Origin of the sequence: Clostridium sp. B9 (assembly GCF_050509515.1) — a bacterium.
Lineage (GTDB): Bacteria > Bacillota > Clostridia > Clostridiales > Clostridiaceae > Sarcina.
Window position 1 is genome coordinate 2,466,740 of the sequence record NZ_JBNWKA010000003.1, and the last position, 19,676, is coordinate 2,486,415.

The 19,676-nt window shown below is 30.0% G+C and carries 13 protein-coding genes; 3 read left to right on the forward strand and 10 right to left on the reverse strand.

Annotated elements, in window-relative coordinates; all coding sequences use genetic code 11:
• The first annotated feature begins 63 nt into the window (after positions 1-63).
• Positions 64-1,089, forward strand: a complete 1,026-nt coding sequence (locus ACQZHJ_RS10975; RefSeq protein WP_430485595.1) for a branched-chain amino acid aminotransferase — start codon at positions 64-66, stop codon at positions 1,087-1,089.
• Positions 1,090-1,201: 112 nt separating this feature from the next.
• Here ACQZHJ_RS10975 and ACQZHJ_RS10980 read toward each other — a convergent pair whose 3' ends face one another.
• From ACQZHJ_RS10980 to ACQZHJ_RS10995, 4 genes are all read right to left on the reverse strand, one after another.
• The gene (locus ACQZHJ_RS10980; RefSeq protein ID WP_430485596.1) at positions 1,202-1,576 is read right to left on the reverse strand and encodes a hypothetical protein; all 375 of its coding nucleotides are present in this window, start codon (positions 1,574-1,576) and stop codon (positions 1,202-1,204) included.
• A 65-nt stretch (positions 1,577-1,641) separates the two neighbouring features.
• The gene (locus ACQZHJ_RS10985) at positions 1,642-2,184 is read right to left on the reverse strand and encodes a hypothetical protein (protein WP_430485597.1); all 543 of its coding nucleotides are present in this window, start codon (positions 2,182-2,184) and stop codon (positions 1,642-1,644) included.
• 169 nt (positions 2,185-2,353) lie between these two features.
• Positions 2,354-5,722, reverse strand: coding sequence for a beta-N-acetylglucosaminidase domain-containing protein (locus tag ACQZHJ_RS10990; protein ID WP_430485598.1), 3,369 nt, complete (start codon positions 5,720-5,722; stop codon positions 2,354-2,356).
• A 464-nt stretch (positions 5,723-6,186) separates the two neighbouring features.
• The gene (locus ACQZHJ_RS10995) at positions 6,187-9,564 is read right to left on the reverse strand and encodes a beta-N-acetylglucosaminidase domain-containing protein (RefSeq protein ID WP_430485599.1); all 3,378 of its coding nucleotides are present in this window, start codon (positions 9,562-9,564) and stop codon (positions 6,187-6,189) included.
• Positions 9,565-9,923: 359 nt separating this feature from the next.
• Here ACQZHJ_RS10995 and ACQZHJ_RS11000 point away from each other — a divergent pair, with 359 nt between their 5' ends.
• Together ACQZHJ_RS11000 and ACQZHJ_RS11005 are read left to right on the forward strand one after the other, a co-directional pair.
• Entirely contained in the window at positions 9,924-10,382 is a 459-nt protein-coding gene (locus ACQZHJ_RS11000) for a helix-turn-helix domain-containing protein (protein WP_430485600.1), read from the forward strand.
• A 20-nt stretch (positions 10,383-10,402) separates the two neighbouring features.
• Positions 10,403-10,786, forward strand: a complete 384-nt coding sequence (locus tag ACQZHJ_RS11005) for a hypothetical protein (RefSeq protein WP_430485601.1) — start codon at positions 10,403-10,405, stop codon at positions 10,784-10,786.
• A 104-nt stretch (positions 10,787-10,890) separates the two neighbouring features.
• On the opposite strand, the gene ACQZHJ_RS11010 is transcribed toward ACQZHJ_RS11005, so the two are convergent.
• From ACQZHJ_RS11010 to ACQZHJ_RS11035, 6 genes are all read right to left on the reverse strand, one after another.
• On the reverse strand, positions 10,891-11,055 hold the full coding sequence (locus tag ACQZHJ_RS11010; RefSeq protein ID WP_430485602.1) for a hypothetical protein: 165 nt from the start codon (positions 11,053-11,055) through the stop codon (positions 10,891-10,893).
• 71 nt (positions 11,056-11,126) lie between these two features.
• The gene (locus tag ACQZHJ_RS11015) at positions 11,127-12,896 is read right to left on the reverse strand and encodes an ABC transporter ATP-binding protein (protein ID WP_430485603.1); all 1,770 of its coding nucleotides are present in this window, start codon (positions 12,894-12,896) and stop codon (positions 11,127-11,129) included.
• Positions 12,897-12,938: 42 nt separating this feature from the next.
• Positions 12,939-14,669 (reverse strand): ABC transporter ATP-binding protein, encoded by a 1,731-nt coding sequence (locus ACQZHJ_RS11020; protein ID WP_430485604.1) that lies wholly within the window; start codon positions 14,667-14,669, stop codon positions 12,939-12,941.
• A 682-nt stretch (positions 14,670-15,351) separates the two neighbouring features.
• The gene (locus tag ACQZHJ_RS11025; protein WP_430485605.1) at positions 15,352-16,209 is read right to left on the reverse strand and encodes a hypothetical protein; all 858 of its coding nucleotides are present in this window, start codon (positions 16,207-16,209) and stop codon (positions 15,352-15,354) included.
• A gap of 184 nt (positions 16,210-16,393) precedes the next feature.
• Positions 16,394-19,138: an endo-beta-N-acetylglucosaminidase gene (locus tag ACQZHJ_RS11030; RefSeq protein WP_430485606.1), complete on the reverse strand. Its 2,745-nt coding sequence runs from the start codon at positions 19,136-19,138 to the stop codon at positions 16,394-16,396.
• A 191-nt stretch (positions 19,139-19,329) separates the two neighbouring features.
• Positions 19,330-19,605 (reverse strand): hypothetical protein, encoded by a 276-nt coding sequence (locus ACQZHJ_RS11035; RefSeq protein ID WP_430485607.1) that lies wholly within the window; start codon positions 19,603-19,605, stop codon positions 19,330-19,332.
• Between the last annotated feature and the right edge of the window lie 71 nt (positions 19,606-19,676).

The following is a 19,676-nucleotide window of genomic DNA, read 5'->3' on the forward strand; positions in this document are numbered from 1 at the left end:
TTCATTCTTTGAAATAAAATGGTAAAATAAAAAAGTATTAAACTTTGATAGGAGTGTTAAACTATGGATAAAAATATAGCTATTGATTGGAATAATCTAGGTTTTGCTTATATGAAAACTGATTACCGTTATATTTCTCACTATAAAGATGGTAAATGGGATGAAGGAAAATTAGTTGAAGACAACAAATTAAGCATAAGTGAGGCTTCAACAGCTTTACATTATGGTCAACAATGCTTTGAAGGTTTAAAAGCCTACAGAAGAAAAGATGGGAAAATACAACTTTTTAGAGTTGATGAAAATGCTAAAAGAATGAATAGATCAAACGATAAACTTTTAATGCCAGAGATACCTGTTGCAAAATTTATAGATGCTTGTATGCAAGTAGTTAAGGCTAATGAAAGATTTGTACCACCATATGGAACTGGTGCAACTCTATACATAAGACCTTTCATGATAGGTGTTGGCGATAACCTTGGTGTAAAAACTGCTCCCGAGTTTATATTCTCAGTATTCTGTGTACCAGTAGGTGCATACTTCAAAGGTGGATTAAAACCTGTTAACTTTATGATTGCAGATTATGATAGAGCAGCCCCTAAAGGTACTGGTGCTGCTAAAGTTGGTGGAAACTATGCAGCAAGCTTACAAGCTCATGAAATAGCTGCAAAAAAAGGATATGCTGACTGTATATACTTAGACCCAGCAACTCATACTAAGATAGAGGAAGTTGGAGCCGCTAACTTCTTTGGGATAACAAAAAAGGGTGAATTTGTTACTCCATACTCAGAATCAATACTGCCAAGTATAACAAAATACTCTTTAATGCAAATAGCAAAAGATTATTTAAAGCTGCCTGTATCTGAAAGAGATGTTTTAATAGACAATTTAGATGAATTCTCTGAAGCAGGTGCTTGTGGTACTGCTGCTGTTATAACACCTATTGGTGGAATTGAGTATAAAGATAAACTTCATGTATTCTATAGTGAAACTGAAGTGGGTCCTGTGACTAAAAAGCTTTATAACTTATTATACGGAATGCAATTTGGAGATGTAGAAGCTCCTGAAGGATGGATATTTGAAGTAAAATAATATAAAAAATGGAGCTGTATCAAAATAAATTCTTAATAAGACTAAAGTAATTCTAGAAATTCACTTTGCAAATCTTATTATTGTATTTTGATACAACGCCATTTTTATTTTTTTATTCTAGTTTATCTAAAAATGATTTAATAATGTTTGAATACTCAATTTCATCAATAACTCTAAGTGTACTTCCATTTAAATCTATATACTCATCTGAAATAGATATAAATTTTTCTTCACTTGGAATATAGAATGTATAAGAATTAATACTTTCTATATTTTTAAGACTACTCGTAACTTTTATTTCTTCTAATCTATCAAACAAAGCATTTATATTCTCTTCATCAATATCTAAATTTTCAACTATTGGCTTTCCCTCAGTATTAACTCCTGCAAAACAAAGCTTAGCCTCATTAAAATCATTGTTATTTAAAACATATTTAAACTTTATAGGCATAAATAAACTAATTATAAATACTAACGAAAATAACATAAAAACCCTAAAAGCTATTCTTCTAAATTCCAAAATCAAACTCTATCATATCCCTTAAAATATTCTTACTTTATACTTACGTCTCTTAAAGTTAAGTTATTCTTATTAGCTAACTCTTCATAAACTTTTAAAATATTTTCATCCTTAAAAAACATAGGAAAGCTTAAATTATAATTTCCCCATATTGTCATAGAATTCTTTCTTAAATATATAGAACAAAAGAACTGCTCTCTCGTATTTAATCTAGTTATAAAATCCATAAGCCTTTCAGTTTCTAGTTTAAAGTAAACACTTTTTATTTCCTCATCATTAATATGCCTTAAAATTATTTCTTTATCATTACCCTCCAATTTTTCTATTAATCTCTCTTTACTTTCTGAATCTAAGTTCTTTATGTAAAAATCAACTATAACAGCCTCTTCAATAGTTAGTAAATCTCTAAAATAATTTATAAAATCACCCTCTTTTTCATCAAAGGGTTTCTCTTGATTTTTATGTACAAGGAGAGCATTTGAATAATTATCAAACCCAGTTAGTATATTATTAAATCTTATGCTTATTTCCTCTTTAAACTCTTCTTCTGTTATAGATTTTAGTATATCATTCATATTTATCCTCCAATTAAAACAATTCTATCCTTACTTAATATAATAATTCCATAAACATATAAATCTCTATTCTTAACTTAATATATTTATACATTAAAATACTAATAAAATAAAGAAGCCTAATAAAGATTTATTTTATTAGGCTTAATTATATTTAATAAACTTCTGATTACCTAGTAGTTCTTAATGTTATAGATTGCTTAGTTGAAATCTCTCCATTGGAGAATTTTGCTGCTACTTTAAAGTTATAAATAGTATGTCTATTTAACCCTTTAAATGTATAGCTTGTTTCACTTACCGGAATTTCTGCTACTTTCTTTCCATCTTTATATAGTATATAGCTCTCTAAACCAATCGTCTTCTCTGGAGTCTTCCAAGAAACTGATACTGACTTATTATCTATCTCATTTGAAATAAGTTCTCTTATTGGATTTGAAACAACCTCAGTAGATTCTCTTGCTATAATTTCATATAGCTTAAGATTAGCAACCTCTGAATCAAAATCAAATTTAACTTCTGTAACTTTATTATTTACAGGTAATTTATTTATTTGTCCATCTAATGCCCCAACTTTTGTCCAAACTCCATTTAAGTCCTTAACACTTACTTGGGCATTTGATATATTTTCTTTATCTTGTAATATTTCAAGTTCTGAAACATCAGTTGTCTTACTTAATTTATAAGTTAATGAATCTCCTGCTACTACATTTTCTACTTCATATGCAGTTGATAAATCTTCATCATATAACTTAGTAAAATCCCCTTTTAAAGTTCCTTCTACTAATTGAACTGCACTTTCATCAACTTCTTCTACAGTTTTATTTACTTCAATTTCATATATCTGTACCCAACATCCATAGTTGTGACCACTTGATTCTATTTTAATATATCTAGCTCTTTGTCCTTCAGCATTAGCCTCAGCAACCATTTTACCATCTTTAGATGTATATTGTAATTCTCCAAGAGATGTCCAGTTAACTCCATCCTCAGAAATCATATATTCAGAATGTCTTATGAAATCATTTGGATGGAAATAAGTTGCTATATCATGAACTGGTTTTACTGCACCTAAATCAAGTTCAATCTTATCGCCAGCTTGGCTCTCTCTATTTGAACAGTATCTAGTATCCATGTTTCCATCTATAGCATTAGCTATGAAGTTTTCTTCATGAGTACCTATATTTTCTGTTATAGAAGGAATAGCCTTATAAGCTGGTAAAACCTCTAAGCTTTCTACAACTATAGCCTTAGCTTTGTCCTTATTTACTATTCTAACAAATGTACCATCAACTGCATTCTTAGCTTTTAATGTACCATCTTCTAAAATAGTTTCAGCTTTATTCCACTCTATTCCATTTAATGAATATTGAATTTCTATATTTTCATATTGGTCTGCTTTAAAGCTTATTTCGTTAATTTTAATAGCTCTAGGCAATTCCATTTCTATATAAGAATCTTTTTTTAATGCAAGACTTCCTAAATCTCTGATTGAATAGCTACCCTCTTCCTCATATGAAACTTCCACTTCTCCAACCTCGGAAATATTAGTATCAAATTTAGGCTCAAATTGTGGTAATATATTTTCCCCAATTTTCTTTTTAGCAAATTCCATAGTTTCACTTACAATTGGCTTAAGACGCTTAGATCCAACTGCAACTATATTTTGTTTTTCTCCATCACCTTCTAAACTGCCCACAGTAAATGTATCCATTAATTCTAATTTTTCCTGAGCTATAGAATTACTATTCATCCAAAGTTCTAAATTTCCTTCCTCAGAAGAAATTAAAGCATCCATTGCCGCTACTCCTGCTTCACCTAAAGCTTTATATGCATTTAGATGTTCTTTAATTTCATCTAAAAGATTAGCATTTTCAAGTTTAGTAGTAATACTTTCATAATCTGACACTATTAAACTAAATTCATCTCTTAATTCATTTGCTAGTAAAGCTACTGATTCTCCATTTTCCATAGCAGCTTTAAGCTCATCTATCTTCTCAGTTAAATACCAAGATTCATCAAATACAAATGGACCACTTGCTCCTCCATCATCTTTTAAAAAACATATATTAGAGGCAAATCTCTTAAATTCTTCATGAACTTCTGGAACAAACTCCTCTATAGATTTTTCCCAACTAGCCATATAATCAAATTCATTGGTATTCCAAGTGTAATCAGCAATACTATATAAAGCTACTTTTGAAGCTTCTGCCTGATTCATAGGATTTGAGAAGAATCCAGTAACATTATCAAGATCTTGATTTAAGTTATGCATTGGTGCCATTAATATTCTACTATCGCAATAATCATTTACAGGATAGTTCCACCAAACTGCTACCTCTTTATCTACTCCTGTCTGAACCTTTGGCCATTCAAATACTTCTTTTGAAACGTTAGACATAGTAGCATGTCCTGTCCACATTACTTGTATATCATCATGTAATGTTTGCATAAATGGCTTAAAGTATCTATCTATATTAGGACCCCACGCTGAGTTATATCTTGCTGAAATAACTATCATAGGTGCCACATCACCCTTAGCCTTAACAAATTCAGTATCTATTTTATTAATCCACTCGGCTTGTTTTTGTCCATTTCTCCAATCATCAGTATCATCAAATAATACTCCAAACTGACGAACCCCTAAATCATATAGCTGCTCAAATTTATTTATAAGAGCATCAAAATCCTCATCAGTAAATTGAAGCGTTGCTCCTGGATGGATTGTCCAACAAAAATTAAAGTTATTTTCTGCTCCTGCTTGTGCAAGTTCTGCTATTTGCTTAGCTTCTTTCTCTGGATATAATTCCTTCCAATCTAATCTGTGATATGGATCATCTTTTGGTGCATAGATATAAGTATTCATCTTATATTCACTAGTATCTTTCATAAGACTCATTCTATCTTCATGACTCCACGGTGTGCCATAGAATCCTTCTATAAATCCTCTAAATTCTATTTCTGGATAATCAGTCACAATAACTTCTGCAAATTTATTATCTTCAGTTGATTGTTCTAGTATCTGACTTAATGTTAAAACTCCATAATAAGCGCCGTCTTTATCAGTTCCTATTATAGATATATTTCCTTTTGAATTCTCATCATTACTTGTTTTAAGAACATACCCTTCTTTTCTAGTTAACACATCACTATCTAAAAGTTGTCCCTCTTCACATTCTGAACAATGTTCACCATTAGATGAAATAATAATATTGGCTTTTCCCTCTATAACTTCATCTGAAATAGTAAAACTGATACCACTTTCATTTAAAGCCTTTTCTAATCTAGTTGAAGTAGCCGGTTCTTGCTCTCCATGATAAACTACATTTACTTCTCCCTCTAATGTCATCCCCTCTAAAGAAGAATGCTCTAGTGTCTGAGGTACTGGATAAATTTCAGCCTCAATATTTGAATATGCAACTTTCTCATCTTCTCTTACATAACTAGCAAAAGCTGTTACTGAAGTAGATGCTATAATACTCATAGCACATAAAGCAGCTAAACTATTCTTAATAATTTTTTCAATCTTTTTCTTATTCATATAAATCTCCTCTCCTTATCCAATAGCTATTTATAGCTAAATCTCGAGAAAACATTTGCACAATAGCACAAACATACTTTCCTATTAATAATTATGTTTATATCAAATCTATTTTTGTAAAATAATTCTCGTCATTATATATTTATTCATATATTTTCTGGTTATTCTTTTTTAGACTTTTTAAGTTAATTTTATCCACTTTTCCTTGAATTTTTACTTAAAAACCTTTTAACATTATTCATAAACAATTCTTAAATTCTCATTAACGTTATGTATATTTATTTATAGTTATTTTTTGAAATCCGATATGCAACTCTCTAAATTGATATAAAATGAGGCTGTATCAAAATAAACTTTTTAATAAAACTTATAAATATAATGAAGAAATTTTTTGATTTAATTTCAATACTCTCTTCAAATATCTTTCAAGTTTTATTTAATTTTGATACAACCTCTAAATTTTATTATCTAGCTGTTCTTAATGTTATAGATTCCTTAGTTGAAATCTCTCCATTGGAGAATTTTGCTGCTACTTTAAAGTTATAAATAGTATGTCTATTTAACCCTTTAAATGTATAGCTTGTTTCCTCTACTGGAATCTCTCCAACTTTCTTACCATCCTTATAAAGAATATAGCTTTCTAGTCCAACAGTATGCTCTGGTGCTTCCCAAGATACAGTTGCATCTTTCTTATTAACTTCTCCCTTTACAAAGTTCTTAACAGGATTAACTATTACTTCTTCAGAAACTTCTCTTTCACTAGCTATAATCTCATATATCTTTGGCGCTGGTTTTGATGAATCAAACTCAATTTTAACTTCTGTAATAACATCTTGAACAGAAAGACTATTTAATTGTCCATCTAAAACTCCAACTTCTCTCCAATTTCCTTTTAAGTCTTTAACACTTATTTTTGCTTCCGAAATTCTTTCAGCATCTTGTAATATCATTAACTCTTCAATATTAGTAGTTTTAGTAAGTTTGTAAATTAAATGATCTCCCTCTGAAATACTTTCTGCCTCATAAGCTGTTGATAAATCACTATCATATAGATGTTCAAAGTTTCCTAATGGACTTCCACTTACTAATTGAACAGTACTATCTCCCATATCTGGTACAGTTTTATTAAATTCCATCTCATATATTTGAACCCAATATCCACTATTTTCTCCATTAGCCTCAATTCTAATATATCTTGCTGCTTTCCCTTCTGCATTTGCAACTGCAACCTTTTTGCCACCTTCTTCAACATATTGTAATTCACCTAATGAAGTCCAGTTGATTCCATCTTCTGATATTAAATATTCAGAATTTCTCATATAATCAGTCTGAGCAAAGTGAGTTCTTATATCATAAAGAGGAATTGAGTTACCTAAATCAACTTGTACATAATGACCATCTCCACTAGCTTTATCAGACCAGAACTTAGTATTCATATCACCATCAATAGCCTTGTCTATTGTATTATTTTGATAATGACCAATATTTTCACTAATTGTTGGTTTTGCTTTATAAACTGGTAATAACTCTAACTTATTTAAATCTACTGTCTTATTCTCTCCTGAAGTATTTGCTACTCTTACAAATGTAGCATCTATAATCTCCTCAACAACTAATACTCCATTTTCTACTACAAAGTTAGCAGTTGTCCAAGCAACTCCATTTAAAGAATATTGAATTTCTAATCCCTCATAATTACTTGCATCTAAATTTACTCCTCTTAATTTTAATGCCTTTGGAAGCTCTATTTCCAAATAATCATTTACCCCTAATGTTACTCCATCAATATTAGATATGCTATAATTCCCTTGTTCAAAAGCTACTTCAACATTTTCTAATCCTTCTACTGAAGAACTAAATTCTGCATCTGATGAAGGTAAGATAGAATTACTAACCATATTCTTAGCCCATTCAACACTTTCTGCTACTATAGGCTTTAGTCTCTTTTCTCCAACAGAAACTACATTTTCTTTCTCTCCTTCACCTTCTTCACTTATAATCTTATAACTATTCATAAGCTCAAGTTTCTCTTCTGCTAAATTACTATTATTCAACCAGACTTCAACATTACCTTCTTCTGCAGCTATTAAAGCATTCATAGCAGCTACACCTGCTTCTCCTAAAGCTTTATATGCCTTTAAATGTTGCTCTACTTCCTTTAATAGCTTCTCATTATTAAGACTAGCAGTTATATTTTCAAAATCTGATACTATAAGTTCAAATTCTGGAATTAAATTATTAGCAACTTCTAAAATTGACTCTCCATTCTTAACTGCATTTTTTAATGCATCTATCTTATTAGCTAAATACCATGACTCATCATATTCAAAAGGACCACTAGCTCCTCCATCATCTTTTAGATAACAAATATTTGAAGCAAATCTCTTAAATTCTTCATGAACCTCTGGTACCAATTCTTCTATAGACTTTTCCCAACTTGCCATATAATCAAAACTATCTGTATTCCAGCTATAATCAGCTATGCTATATAACGCTACCTTAGAAGCTTGTGCTTGATTCATTGGATTTGAATAAAATGCACTAACATTATCAAGATCTTGATTTAAGTTGTGCATTGGTGCCATTAATATTCTACTATCGCAATAATCATTTACAGGATAGTTCCACCAAACGGCCATATCTTTATCTACACCAGTTTGAATCTTTGGCCATTCAAAAACTTCTTTTGAAACATTAGACATAGTAGCATGTCCAGTCCACATTACTTGTATATCATCATGTAATGTTTGCATAAATGGTTTAAAATATCCATTCATACTTGGTCCCCATGCTGAGTTATATCTTGCTGAAATAACTATCATAGGAGCTACATCACCTTTATCCTTAACAAATTCTGTATCAATTCTATTAATCCACTCTGCTTGTCTTTGTCCACTCCACCAATCATCTGTATCATCAAATAATACTCCAAACTGACGAACACCTAAGTCATATAACTGCTCAAATTTATTTATAAGAGCATCAAAATCTTCATCCGTAAACTGAAGTGTTGCTCCTGGATGTATTGTCCAACAGAAATTAAAGTTGTTTTCAGTACCGGCCTCTGCAAGCTCTGCTATTTGCTGAGCCTCTTTTTCTGGATATAAATCCTTCCAATTATTTCTGTGATATGGATCATCTTTTGGCGCATAAATATAAGTGTTCATTTTATATTCGCTTGTTGATTGCATAAGATCCATTCTATCTTCATGGCTCCATGGAGTTCCATAGAATCCCTCTATAAATCCTCTAAACTCAATTTCTGGATAATCAGCTACAACAACCTCAGCAAATTTATCCTCAGAAGTTGATTGTTCTAATATTTGACTTAGTGTTAAAACTCCATAATAAGCTCCATCCTTATCTGATCCAACTATAGATATATTTCCCTTTGAATTCTCATCATTACTTGTTTTTAAAACATACCCCTCTTTTTTACTTAATACTTCACTTCCTTCTAATTTTCCATCTATACATTCTTCACAATGCTCTCCATTTGAAGAAACTATTATATTTGCTTTATTATCATCAACATTTTCTGAAACTGAAAAAGAAATTCCACTATCACTTAAAGCCTTTTCTAGCCTAACTGATGTAGCTGGTTCTTGCTCCCCATGATAAACTACATTAACCTCTCCTTCTAATTTCATTCCTTCCATAGATGAATGTTCCATAATTTGAGGAACAGGATAAATTTCAGCTTCTACATTAGAATATGTTTCCTTCTCTCCATCCCCGTTATAGCTAGCAAAAGCTGTAATAGAAGTAGATGCTACAATACTCATAGCACAGGTTGTAGCTAAAGCACCTTTTATAATTTTTTTAATTTTCTTCTTATTCATCTAATAACCCCTCTCATATATTATAAATTTTACTTTAGTAAATTTTATATTCCAGTATATAAATATATGATATTATGTTAACTTATATGATAAAAATTAGTTGACAAATTAAACTATTATTTTTAAATACTATATATTTTAATTCTTTTCTGTTTTAAATAATTATTATCTATATAAAAAATCATTTTTACTTAAATATAAATTCAACTCTTAAATAAACCTTAAATCCAATTATATTTAACATTAAAAAGCCCTTATATTATAGACACAAATACAATATTAGTGTAAAATTACACTAATATTGTATTTAATCTTATTTAAAACACTATTTACACTAATATATTTAAGAGGTGATTAAATTGACTAAAGAAGAATTAATAAAAAAAATAGATTCTAAATTAAAACTTATAAGAAATGAAAGAAATTTTACTCAGGATAGAATGGCAGAAATACTTGGTATGTCAAAAAAAACCTTAGTTCAAATTGAAAAAGGAAGAGGTTCTTTGGGCTGGAGTGGATCTGTAGTTGTATGTTCTTTATTTAAAGATAGTGAAATTCTTAAGATGACTATTGGTGAAGATATAAGTGATATTATTTCCTCTATTGCATTCGGTCATACTGAGAATAACTACACCCAAACTATGGGCGGTAAGCTTTGGTGGAATACTGTTGATGAAAATACCTACTTTAAAATTCAAAAAAATCAAGTATCAAACCACTATAGAATTCTTAACTCTGAAGATAAGAGAATTTGCTCTTCATTTGATATTGACTATATAAAAACTCGATTTAATGAACTTACAAAAAGTAAAAACTAATATACAAAGGAGATTTTCAAATGAACATCAAGAAACTAACCTCTATATTTTTACAGCTAATTATTATATGTGCTCTTTTGCTTGCTTTACTAACATATACATCTAAAAGCCCAATGAGTCCCCTTTATGATAATTGTGGAACTCAATTTTTAATAATAATATTAGTTAGTTCTCCATTAATTCTATTAACTGGATTACTTACAAGTTTACTTAATATAAAGCTTAAATTGCCTAAATACTATTTATGGTTTCCCTTTTATACTGGTGTTGGAATCACCATTCCACTTTTTGTAGATGGAAGTTTAAGTAGTTTTACAATTATATCTGGAGTTATTTTATGCCTTATATTTTTAGTACAAGCATTTATTTTAAGCTTTAAAATATTTAAATTTAAAACAGCTTAGTATTTTTTACCAAGCTAAAAAGGAGGATTTTAATGAAGAAATAAAATTAGCTATATCAGAATAAGTTTTCAAAAGAAATCTACTCTGATATAGCCTATTATTTCTTAATGTTTCGATTCATAAATGGAGCCTATTATAATACCAGCTCCTAAACCTAAAACTATTCCTAAGTTTTGATTGCCATTTATACTACCTAATATAGATCCAGCAAGTAATCCAAAAATCAATCCATATGCTACTCCATTACCTTTATTCTTTTTATCTTCCAAGATTACACCCTCTCAATATATAAATTTTAATATTCCAATAGATACGCAACTTCTCTCAATTCCTTTAATCCCTAAGCTTCTTTTAAGAAACTATATTGAGCACAATAAAGATTATAGTAATAGCCTTTATTTCTTAGTAATTCTTCATGGCTTCCTTCTTCTACAATCTTTCCATGAGAAAGAACAAATATCTTATCACAATCTCTAATTGTTGAAAGTCTATGAGCTATTACTATAGATGTTCTTCCATCCATAAGTTTTTTAATACCCTCTTGCACTAATCTCTCTGTCTCTGTATCAATATTAGCTGTTGCTTCATCTAAAATTAATATTCGTGGATCTGCAATTAAGGCTCTTGCAAAGGCAATAAGTTGTCTTTGACCTAATGAAAGTCTTGACCCTCTTTCATTAACATTAGTTTCATATCCCTCTTCTAATTTTTCTATGAAACTATGAGCATTTACAGCCTTACAAGCTTCTATTATCTCCTCATCTGTAGCATCTAACTTTCCATATCTTATATTCTCTTTTATAGAAGAAGCAAATAAAAATGAATCCTGAAGCATAATTCCCATTTGACTTCTTAAACTTTCTACATCGACCTTACTTATATCTATTCCATCTATAAGAACTCTCCCTTTGGTTGGATCATAGAATCTACTGATAAGATTAGTAATAGTTGTTTTTCCTGCTCCAGTTTCTCCTACAAGAGCTATTTTTTCTCCTGGATTTAATGTGAATGTAACATCTTTTAAAGCATGATTACCTTCATCATCATAAGAGAATGTTACATCATCAAAATGCACTTCTCCTTTAATCTTAGGAAGCTTTTCATCTGTAGCATTAACAACCATATCATTTTTTGTATCCATAATATCAAATATTCTCTCAGCAGCTGAAAGATTTGTAACAAAAGCATTATAAAAAGCTGAAAGGTTCATTATAGGTCTCCAAAGCATTTCAATATACATTATAAATGCCATTAAAGTTCCTAGTGACAAATGTCCTCCCTCTGTCAATTTATATCCAGCAAATAATACTATTGCTATTCCAAATCCTCTACAGATATCAACTGTTGGCCAAAAATAATCTTGAAGCCTTACAGCATGTAAAAAGCTATCCGCATGTCCACCTAAATGCTTTTCAAACTTATCTCCTGCATATTCTTCTTTACTAAACCCCTGAACAACCTTCATTCCAGAAAAAGCCTCATGAGTATATCCGAGTAAAGCTGATCTATTTTCTCTAAATACACTCCATCTTTTATTTGCTTTTATCTCAATAAAAAACATTCCTACAAATAAAAATGGTAAAACTATAAGACAAATTAAAGTTAATGTTGGATTCATTATAAGCATCATAAATATAACCAATATTATTGTGAAAAGATTTGGTATTAGGTTTACTATGCTATGATTTAAAAGATTGTTTAATGCATTAACATCACCTACTACCCTTGATAAAATCTTTCCAACTGGTCTATTGTCAAAAAATGAAAAACTTAAAGTTTGAATATGTGTATACAATTCATGCCTTATATTAACTAAAATCTGATTAGTTATCTTACTCATAGCTATCATTCTGACCTTAGATAAAACCATAGCTACTAAATTTAAAAGAACTAGAACTAATCCAATTCCTAATAATCCATTAACATTTCCTACTGAAACAAATTTATCTATTGAAACCTTCATTAAATATGGATTTAATGTATTACAACTCATTATTACTAAAAGCATCAAAATTATTCCAATAGTTTTCCACTTATATGGCTCTACATATTTCAAAAGCCTCTTAATGGTTTTCCACTTATGAGTTTTTTTCTCATTCATCTCTTCCATTCCTATTTCCCCCTTATAAACAAAATATCCTAATATAATAAGCTACATAGCTTCATGTATCAGTTCAAAGTCTTGGAATTGGTGCTTGTAAATTCCATAATAATATCCCTCTTTTTCTAAAAGTGAAGCATGATTTCCCATTTCTACAATCTCTCCATCTTTCATGAATATTATAATATCAGCATCCTTAACTCCAGATATTCTATGAGCTATTATAAATGTAGTCGCTTTATCCTGCTTTTTAGATAGGTTTTTAAGCACCTTAAATTCTGTCTCCATATCAAGAGCTGACGTAGCATCATCTAATACTAATATTGGTGTCTTTCTAACCAAAGCTCTTGCTATAGCCAATCTTTGCTTTTGTCCTCCTGAAAGACCTAGTCCTCTTTCTCCAACTTGAGTTTCAAACCCATCTGGCATTTCCTCTATGAAGTTTAGAGCACAACTATCTTCTGAAGCTTCTATTAATTCCTCAGTACTTCTCATTCCACCAAAGTCTATATTATCTTTTATTGAGTCTGAAAATAGAAATGTATCTTGGAAAACAACTGCCATATTACTTCTAAGCTTATCTAAATCCCAATCCTTAACATCAACTCCATCAACTAAAACACGGCCTTCTGCAGTATCATAATGTCTTCCTATAAGAGAAAGTATTGAGCTCTTTCCACACCCTGTTTCACCCATTATAGCAACAGTACTTCCTGCTGGTATTTTAAGGTTTATGTTTCTAAGAACTTCCTCTTCATTATATTTAAATGAAACATTCTTAAATTCAATCTCTCCTCTCACCTCTTCTGGACTATAAGCATTCTCCTTTGAAGTTATTTGAGATTTTCTCTTAAGTATTTTCATAATTTTATCCATAGATGCTCTATTCTGAGACATCATATTTACAAGCCACCCTAAATTTCTTACACAGAAAGAAAGGTTAAGTATATAACTACTGAAAGCTAATAATGTTCCCATAGTTATATCTCCTTGAATAGCTAAATAGCCTCCATAAATTATCATAGCTACTGGAGCTAAGTTAGTTAATAAATCTATAGCTGGTAAGAAACTACTTAAAATCTTAGCTTGTTTAATATTGAGATCATAATATTCTCCATTTACCTTCAAAAATTTTTCTGTCTCATATTTTTCTCTAGCAAAAGCCTTAACAAGTCTTATTCCTGCGATATCTTGCTGAGCCATAAGATTAATATCTGCTACTTTATCACTTATCTTTGAATAATTTCTATGAAACTTTCTATTTACCAAAACCGCTAAAAATCCAACTGGTAATAGAATTACTAAACATGTTATTGTTAATGATGGACTCATATCCATCATTATAGCTACGGAAATTATAAATAATATTATTCCCTCTATAAAAAGTCTTAGTCCATAAGAAATAGTTTCCCAAACTATATCAACATCTTCACCTATTCTTGACATAAGCTCCCCAGTATTTGTACTATCAAAAAATGAAAACTCAAAGCTTTGAATCTTTTCAAATAAATCTTTCCTAATCTCTCTACTTACATTCAATGAAAATTTATCAAACATAAATTCCTTTATATATCCTAAAAACCCTCTACAAAGAGCTAATCCTAAAAATACACCAAAGAATTCTACTAATCTACTTGAATCTTGTCCTATTAAAATATCATCCACAAATATCTTTTGAAGATATGGAAAGAAACTATCAATTCCTAAAACAACTATCATAGCTATTATAGGTAGTATTAAAAATAAAAGTCTTTTAGCAATATAATTCTTAAAAATCTCCATATTACTGCCCCCTTTGCTTTGCTAAAATCTCTACATTTAAATTATCAATGATTTAAAACCTTTCTAAAATGACATCACCTATATTCATGTAATATCCCCCCTCTATGAAAGTAAAAGACTATAAAAAAATACCTATATCACCTAAACAATGCTTCAGTGATACAGGCATATATAAATTAAAAGTATAATTAAAGAACCATATCTAACTTATTTAGAAGATATTTTAATTTGGTAAACTAACAGGGTTTTGTATTTTTAATTAATTGTGTGTTAAAAAGAGTATTAAATGTACAGCACAAGATTAAATTAAATTCCTTAAATATAGTTATCCCTCATTATACTTTTATTTTATTTCACTAAAAAAGCATAGCTTATCCCAGCCATGCTCTTAAATCTTAAAGAAAAGATTTTGATAAAAGTTTTATGGAAAGTATTAGATTAATTCCATAAAAGGAGTCATTGACTGAGTAAATATGTTTTTTTTATATTTAATAATAAATACATTCTATCCACATATTCATTATCTAAAGTTTTCATCAATGCTCCTCCTTTCATAAACTTAATCTTATAATTATTATACTTTATTTCACATACATTTCAACCATTTTTTTCTATATTTTACGTTTTTATCAATAAAATAGCTTTATCATTAAAACTATCTATATTGTAGAAATAAAAATTTCTATTGCCCCTGAGAACCCGACATTGGCTCATAGAACTCTTCCTCATATTCATAAACATCATAAGTTTTATCATCATAATTAGACTTTAGGTTTTCAGTATTTATTCTTTCTGGCTGCCATTCCCCTTCAAATTCATTTTCTTCATGCATATTAACAGTTCCATTTTCTTCATCATTATATAAATTACCCTGTCCTTTATATTCCTGATTATTCAAATCTATGTTTTCTGCAAATTCCATAATCTCCTGCAACATAGCCTTTGCTCCATTTAAAATATCTTCAAAGGTTGTACCAGTCATTCCATCAAAATTTCCCATAGCTCCAAACATACCATTTCCATCAAAACTTTCTGTTTTTATAAAGTTATTTAGTATATTTTTATTATCTTCTTCTATACTATGTTCTCCCTGTAAATTTTCTTGTAATTCACTTTGTTCATCCTTCACTTTTTGGGTAGGATACTCTATGTTTCCTAAGTCATTATTGAAAGTAGCTTCCTTTGATAAATAATCATTATTAGCATTTAAGTTTCTATCTTTCTGCCTATTCTCATTAAAATTCATCATATGCTCTCTATTTTTAACCTCTTCTTGTTTAATAGAATAACTATTTTTTTGGAGAATAATTCTTGTAAAACTAAATCCATCTCTTAAAGTCATTCTATATATCTTTTTCTTAAAATTAGGATGTTCTAAAGTTAAAGCATATACTCCTAATGGTACTAAAAATTCAACTATACCAGAATAATCAGTATCAGCCTCAAATTTATCTTTCCTATTTTCAATTTTAACCCTACATCCTGGTATAGGCCTTTGTTCATCATCTAATATATTCAGAAAAATTCTTTGATTAATCATACACTTACTAAGCTTCTCCTTAGCTTTTTCACACTCCAAAGAATACTATACATTATATAATTATTCTAAAACTTTAATTTTGACATTACATTTTAAAATAAAAAAGATTCAAGGTATATTTTAAAATATATTCCTTGAATCTTCTTATTTTATACTATTAAATTTAAAATATATTTAATCAATATTACTTTGGATTGTATTGAAGTATTGTCTTTTCAGAAAGATTTCCTTCATAATCCATTAATATAACTGAAATTTCACTAGCTTCCTGTGGTGCTACTATATTATCAAATCCATCTTTTCCCCTTAAGTATGAGTACTCAGTTCCATCTACAGTAATGTACATTTTCCACCAATCTTTATTTTTTGGAGTCTCAAATACAAATTTACCGTTTACTACTTTATAGCTTCCGCTGTAAGGCTCAGCATAAAAGTCTTTAGTTACTCCTCTAGCCACCACAGAATCTTCTCTATCATTTTTGGAGTCAGTAGAAACTTCCACTTTATATTTTATTCCCTCACCTTTATTTAATGGCACTTTAATTGAAGTTGCATTTCCCTTTAACTCTTTTGAGAATACTTCATTCTCATCATCTCCATTAATTAAAGATACCTCTACCTCTATTTCCTTAACAGCTTTACTTGGTTTGTTCCAATTTATTTCTAATCCTTCAGCTGTTTCTGTAACTTTTAAATCTTGAACTTTATAATCTTGTGAGAACTTAATTCTAGCTGGTTTACTTTCACTTCCATCTTCACCTTCAGCTGTTAATAATATCTCTTTAGTATCAACTGGTAAATCTTTAATATAGTAAACTTCATCATAGTTTCCACCTAAATAAGTTATTTCCCCTTTAGCCCCTTTAGCATAAAGGTTATATTGCTTAACATCTTCATAATTCTCTAAATCCCACTCAACATAAACTTCATTTGTATTTAAATACTCTTCTATTTCAAAATCTTCTGGCATTTCTGGAGTATAATTCTTACTATCAGTTATCTTTATTTCACCAATGTTCATTTGATATCCTGTTGAAACTTCTCCTTCTTCTGGTGAGAAAGCAAGTCCCATTACCGCAATCTCTCTTCCAGCAAACTGACTAAGATCTACAGTTTTAGTCACCCATCCATCAGAATCCTTATCTGAACCTGGAATCTTTACATATTCAACTTTATCTGGACTATCTTTAAATATTAATCCTAAAGACATTTCTTCAGCATTTTCACCAGAAACTTTGTTGTAAGTTACAGTTGCTTTAGACTTCTTAACAACATCTAAATCCGTTTTGAATAGACGTAAATAGTTATCAGCATCTAAATCTCCATTAACAACTAATGAACTACCTCCCTCATATGCTCCAACTTGCTCATATGTGAACTTATCACCCTTTTCTACATTTGGACCATAATCGAAGTCTGGTTGAAGCTTAGTTCCTTCTGTATCAATCCACCACTGCCATGTTGGAAGTATATCTTGAATGTTCATATTTGCCCATTCTTCTTCATTTGATATTGCTCCATCCATGTAATAATGAACACCATGTCCAGTATTGAAGTTTGTTGTAAATGTTGTTCCATCTATAACTGAACGCTCTGTTATATATCTAGATACTCCACCCCATTCGCTAGCATCTTTAACACCAACGTCTGGTCTTGAATATCCTTTTTTCTCTCCACTATCTAATGGATCTATAGTTACTCCTGTATAGAACATCCTCTCACGCTCTGCAACCATCCACTGATAATCAGCTTCTCCTCTTCTATTCTGATTAGGATCTCCTAAATCACTATCTAATCCTGATTTTACATAGTCAGGAGTAAATAATGCTATACCAGTCTTAGGGTTTCCATTTTCGTCTAAAATAACATCCATGTTTCTTGTTGAGTTATGAGAACCATCAAATTTACCCATAGCAACCTCAACACCCATAAGAACTGAATCTAAAGGATTTATGCCTATTCTTTTAGCCTCAGCAACACTGGCATCTATATATCTTGGATCTGTACTATCCCCATTATTCCATCCATCTGGTGAGTTCCAGTTATAGTTCATGAAAATTGAATCATTAACTCTTCCAAGATTTTGGTCTTGAACGAATGAACTATGTGAAGGAAGTAATGATGGCTTATAAGTTAATTTACCATTTACATCATCTACACAGTCATACCACTGAGTGTAAACTCCAGCATCAACCAATGTTTTAGTAAACTCTTTGTATGGAACTATATGATCTGGTGATATGCTTGTTTCTTGGTTTATGAAGTATCCATCAAAGCCAAAATATTCTTTTATTTCAATTAACTTTTTAGCTACTACATATTCTCCATTTTCATCTTGCTTTAATAAAGCATCATAAGGTTGTCCTGTTCTTGGAATAAATAAACACCCTATAGACTTAGTTCCATTTTTATGAGCAGCATTTGTGTAAGCTGGGTTAGGTAAGTTTAATATACCAAACTCAAAATTTGTATCTTCTCCACCTGCATATAATTTTATTGGAACTCCATCTACTGCCATTCCATGCCATCCACCATAATAATCAGTGTACTGCCAGAAGTTATAAGCATATTGACTAAAATCATTAGTATATGCTGTACTATCAAAGAAGTAGTTACCATAATCTCCATTTAAGTTAGTAAGTGATGTTTCTGGACTTAAATTCGGATTAGCTTGAGTATCTGCAAATGGCTCAATTCTTTCTTGAAGTGGTATATGTGCTCTTAGCATCTCTGCATATGGATCCTCTTCTGGATTCCAATTTTCAATATCAATAGATCTATATCCATGCTGGAATGGTTGATTAGCTCCTTTTGCTGCCTCACCTGTTGGTGGAAGTGAAACTCCCGCCTTTGTTGTCATAGCTAATGAAGAAGTAACTACACATACAGTAGCTGCTATAATAGCTATTCTTTCTCTCATTCTTCTCATATTATTTGCCCCCCTTATATTCTTTACCACAATATGTAATCACTATTGTTAAACTTAGTATAATTTCAAGAGTAAACGTTGTCAATGAATTGTAATGTTTTTAAGTTGTTTTTGTAATAACTTACAATCTTTTTTAATATTTGTAATTACAAATTAAAAGCCATCTTTAATGATGACTTTTAATTTAATCATTATAATTCAATACTATCTATTATAGTTTGTGCATCTTGTATAAGCTCCTCTCCAGCTATTTCTGTTATACATTCATCTCCAACAAGTATTGAAACTCTTTCTTTAAAAATTTCTAATTGTTCTATTGTTAAGTTATCTCTCATCACTTCCGAAATAGTCATATTTGATAATATTTCTTTAGCTAATTCTAATATTTTAGTAAGTTCATCTTCTCCACAGGTAATATCACCTGATATTACAAATGCAGCTATTTTAACTATTAGAGCATCTATCATTGTTTTTCTCCTTTATAACATTTAATACATAACATATTTATTAAAAGAGCATAATTACAATTTATGCTCTT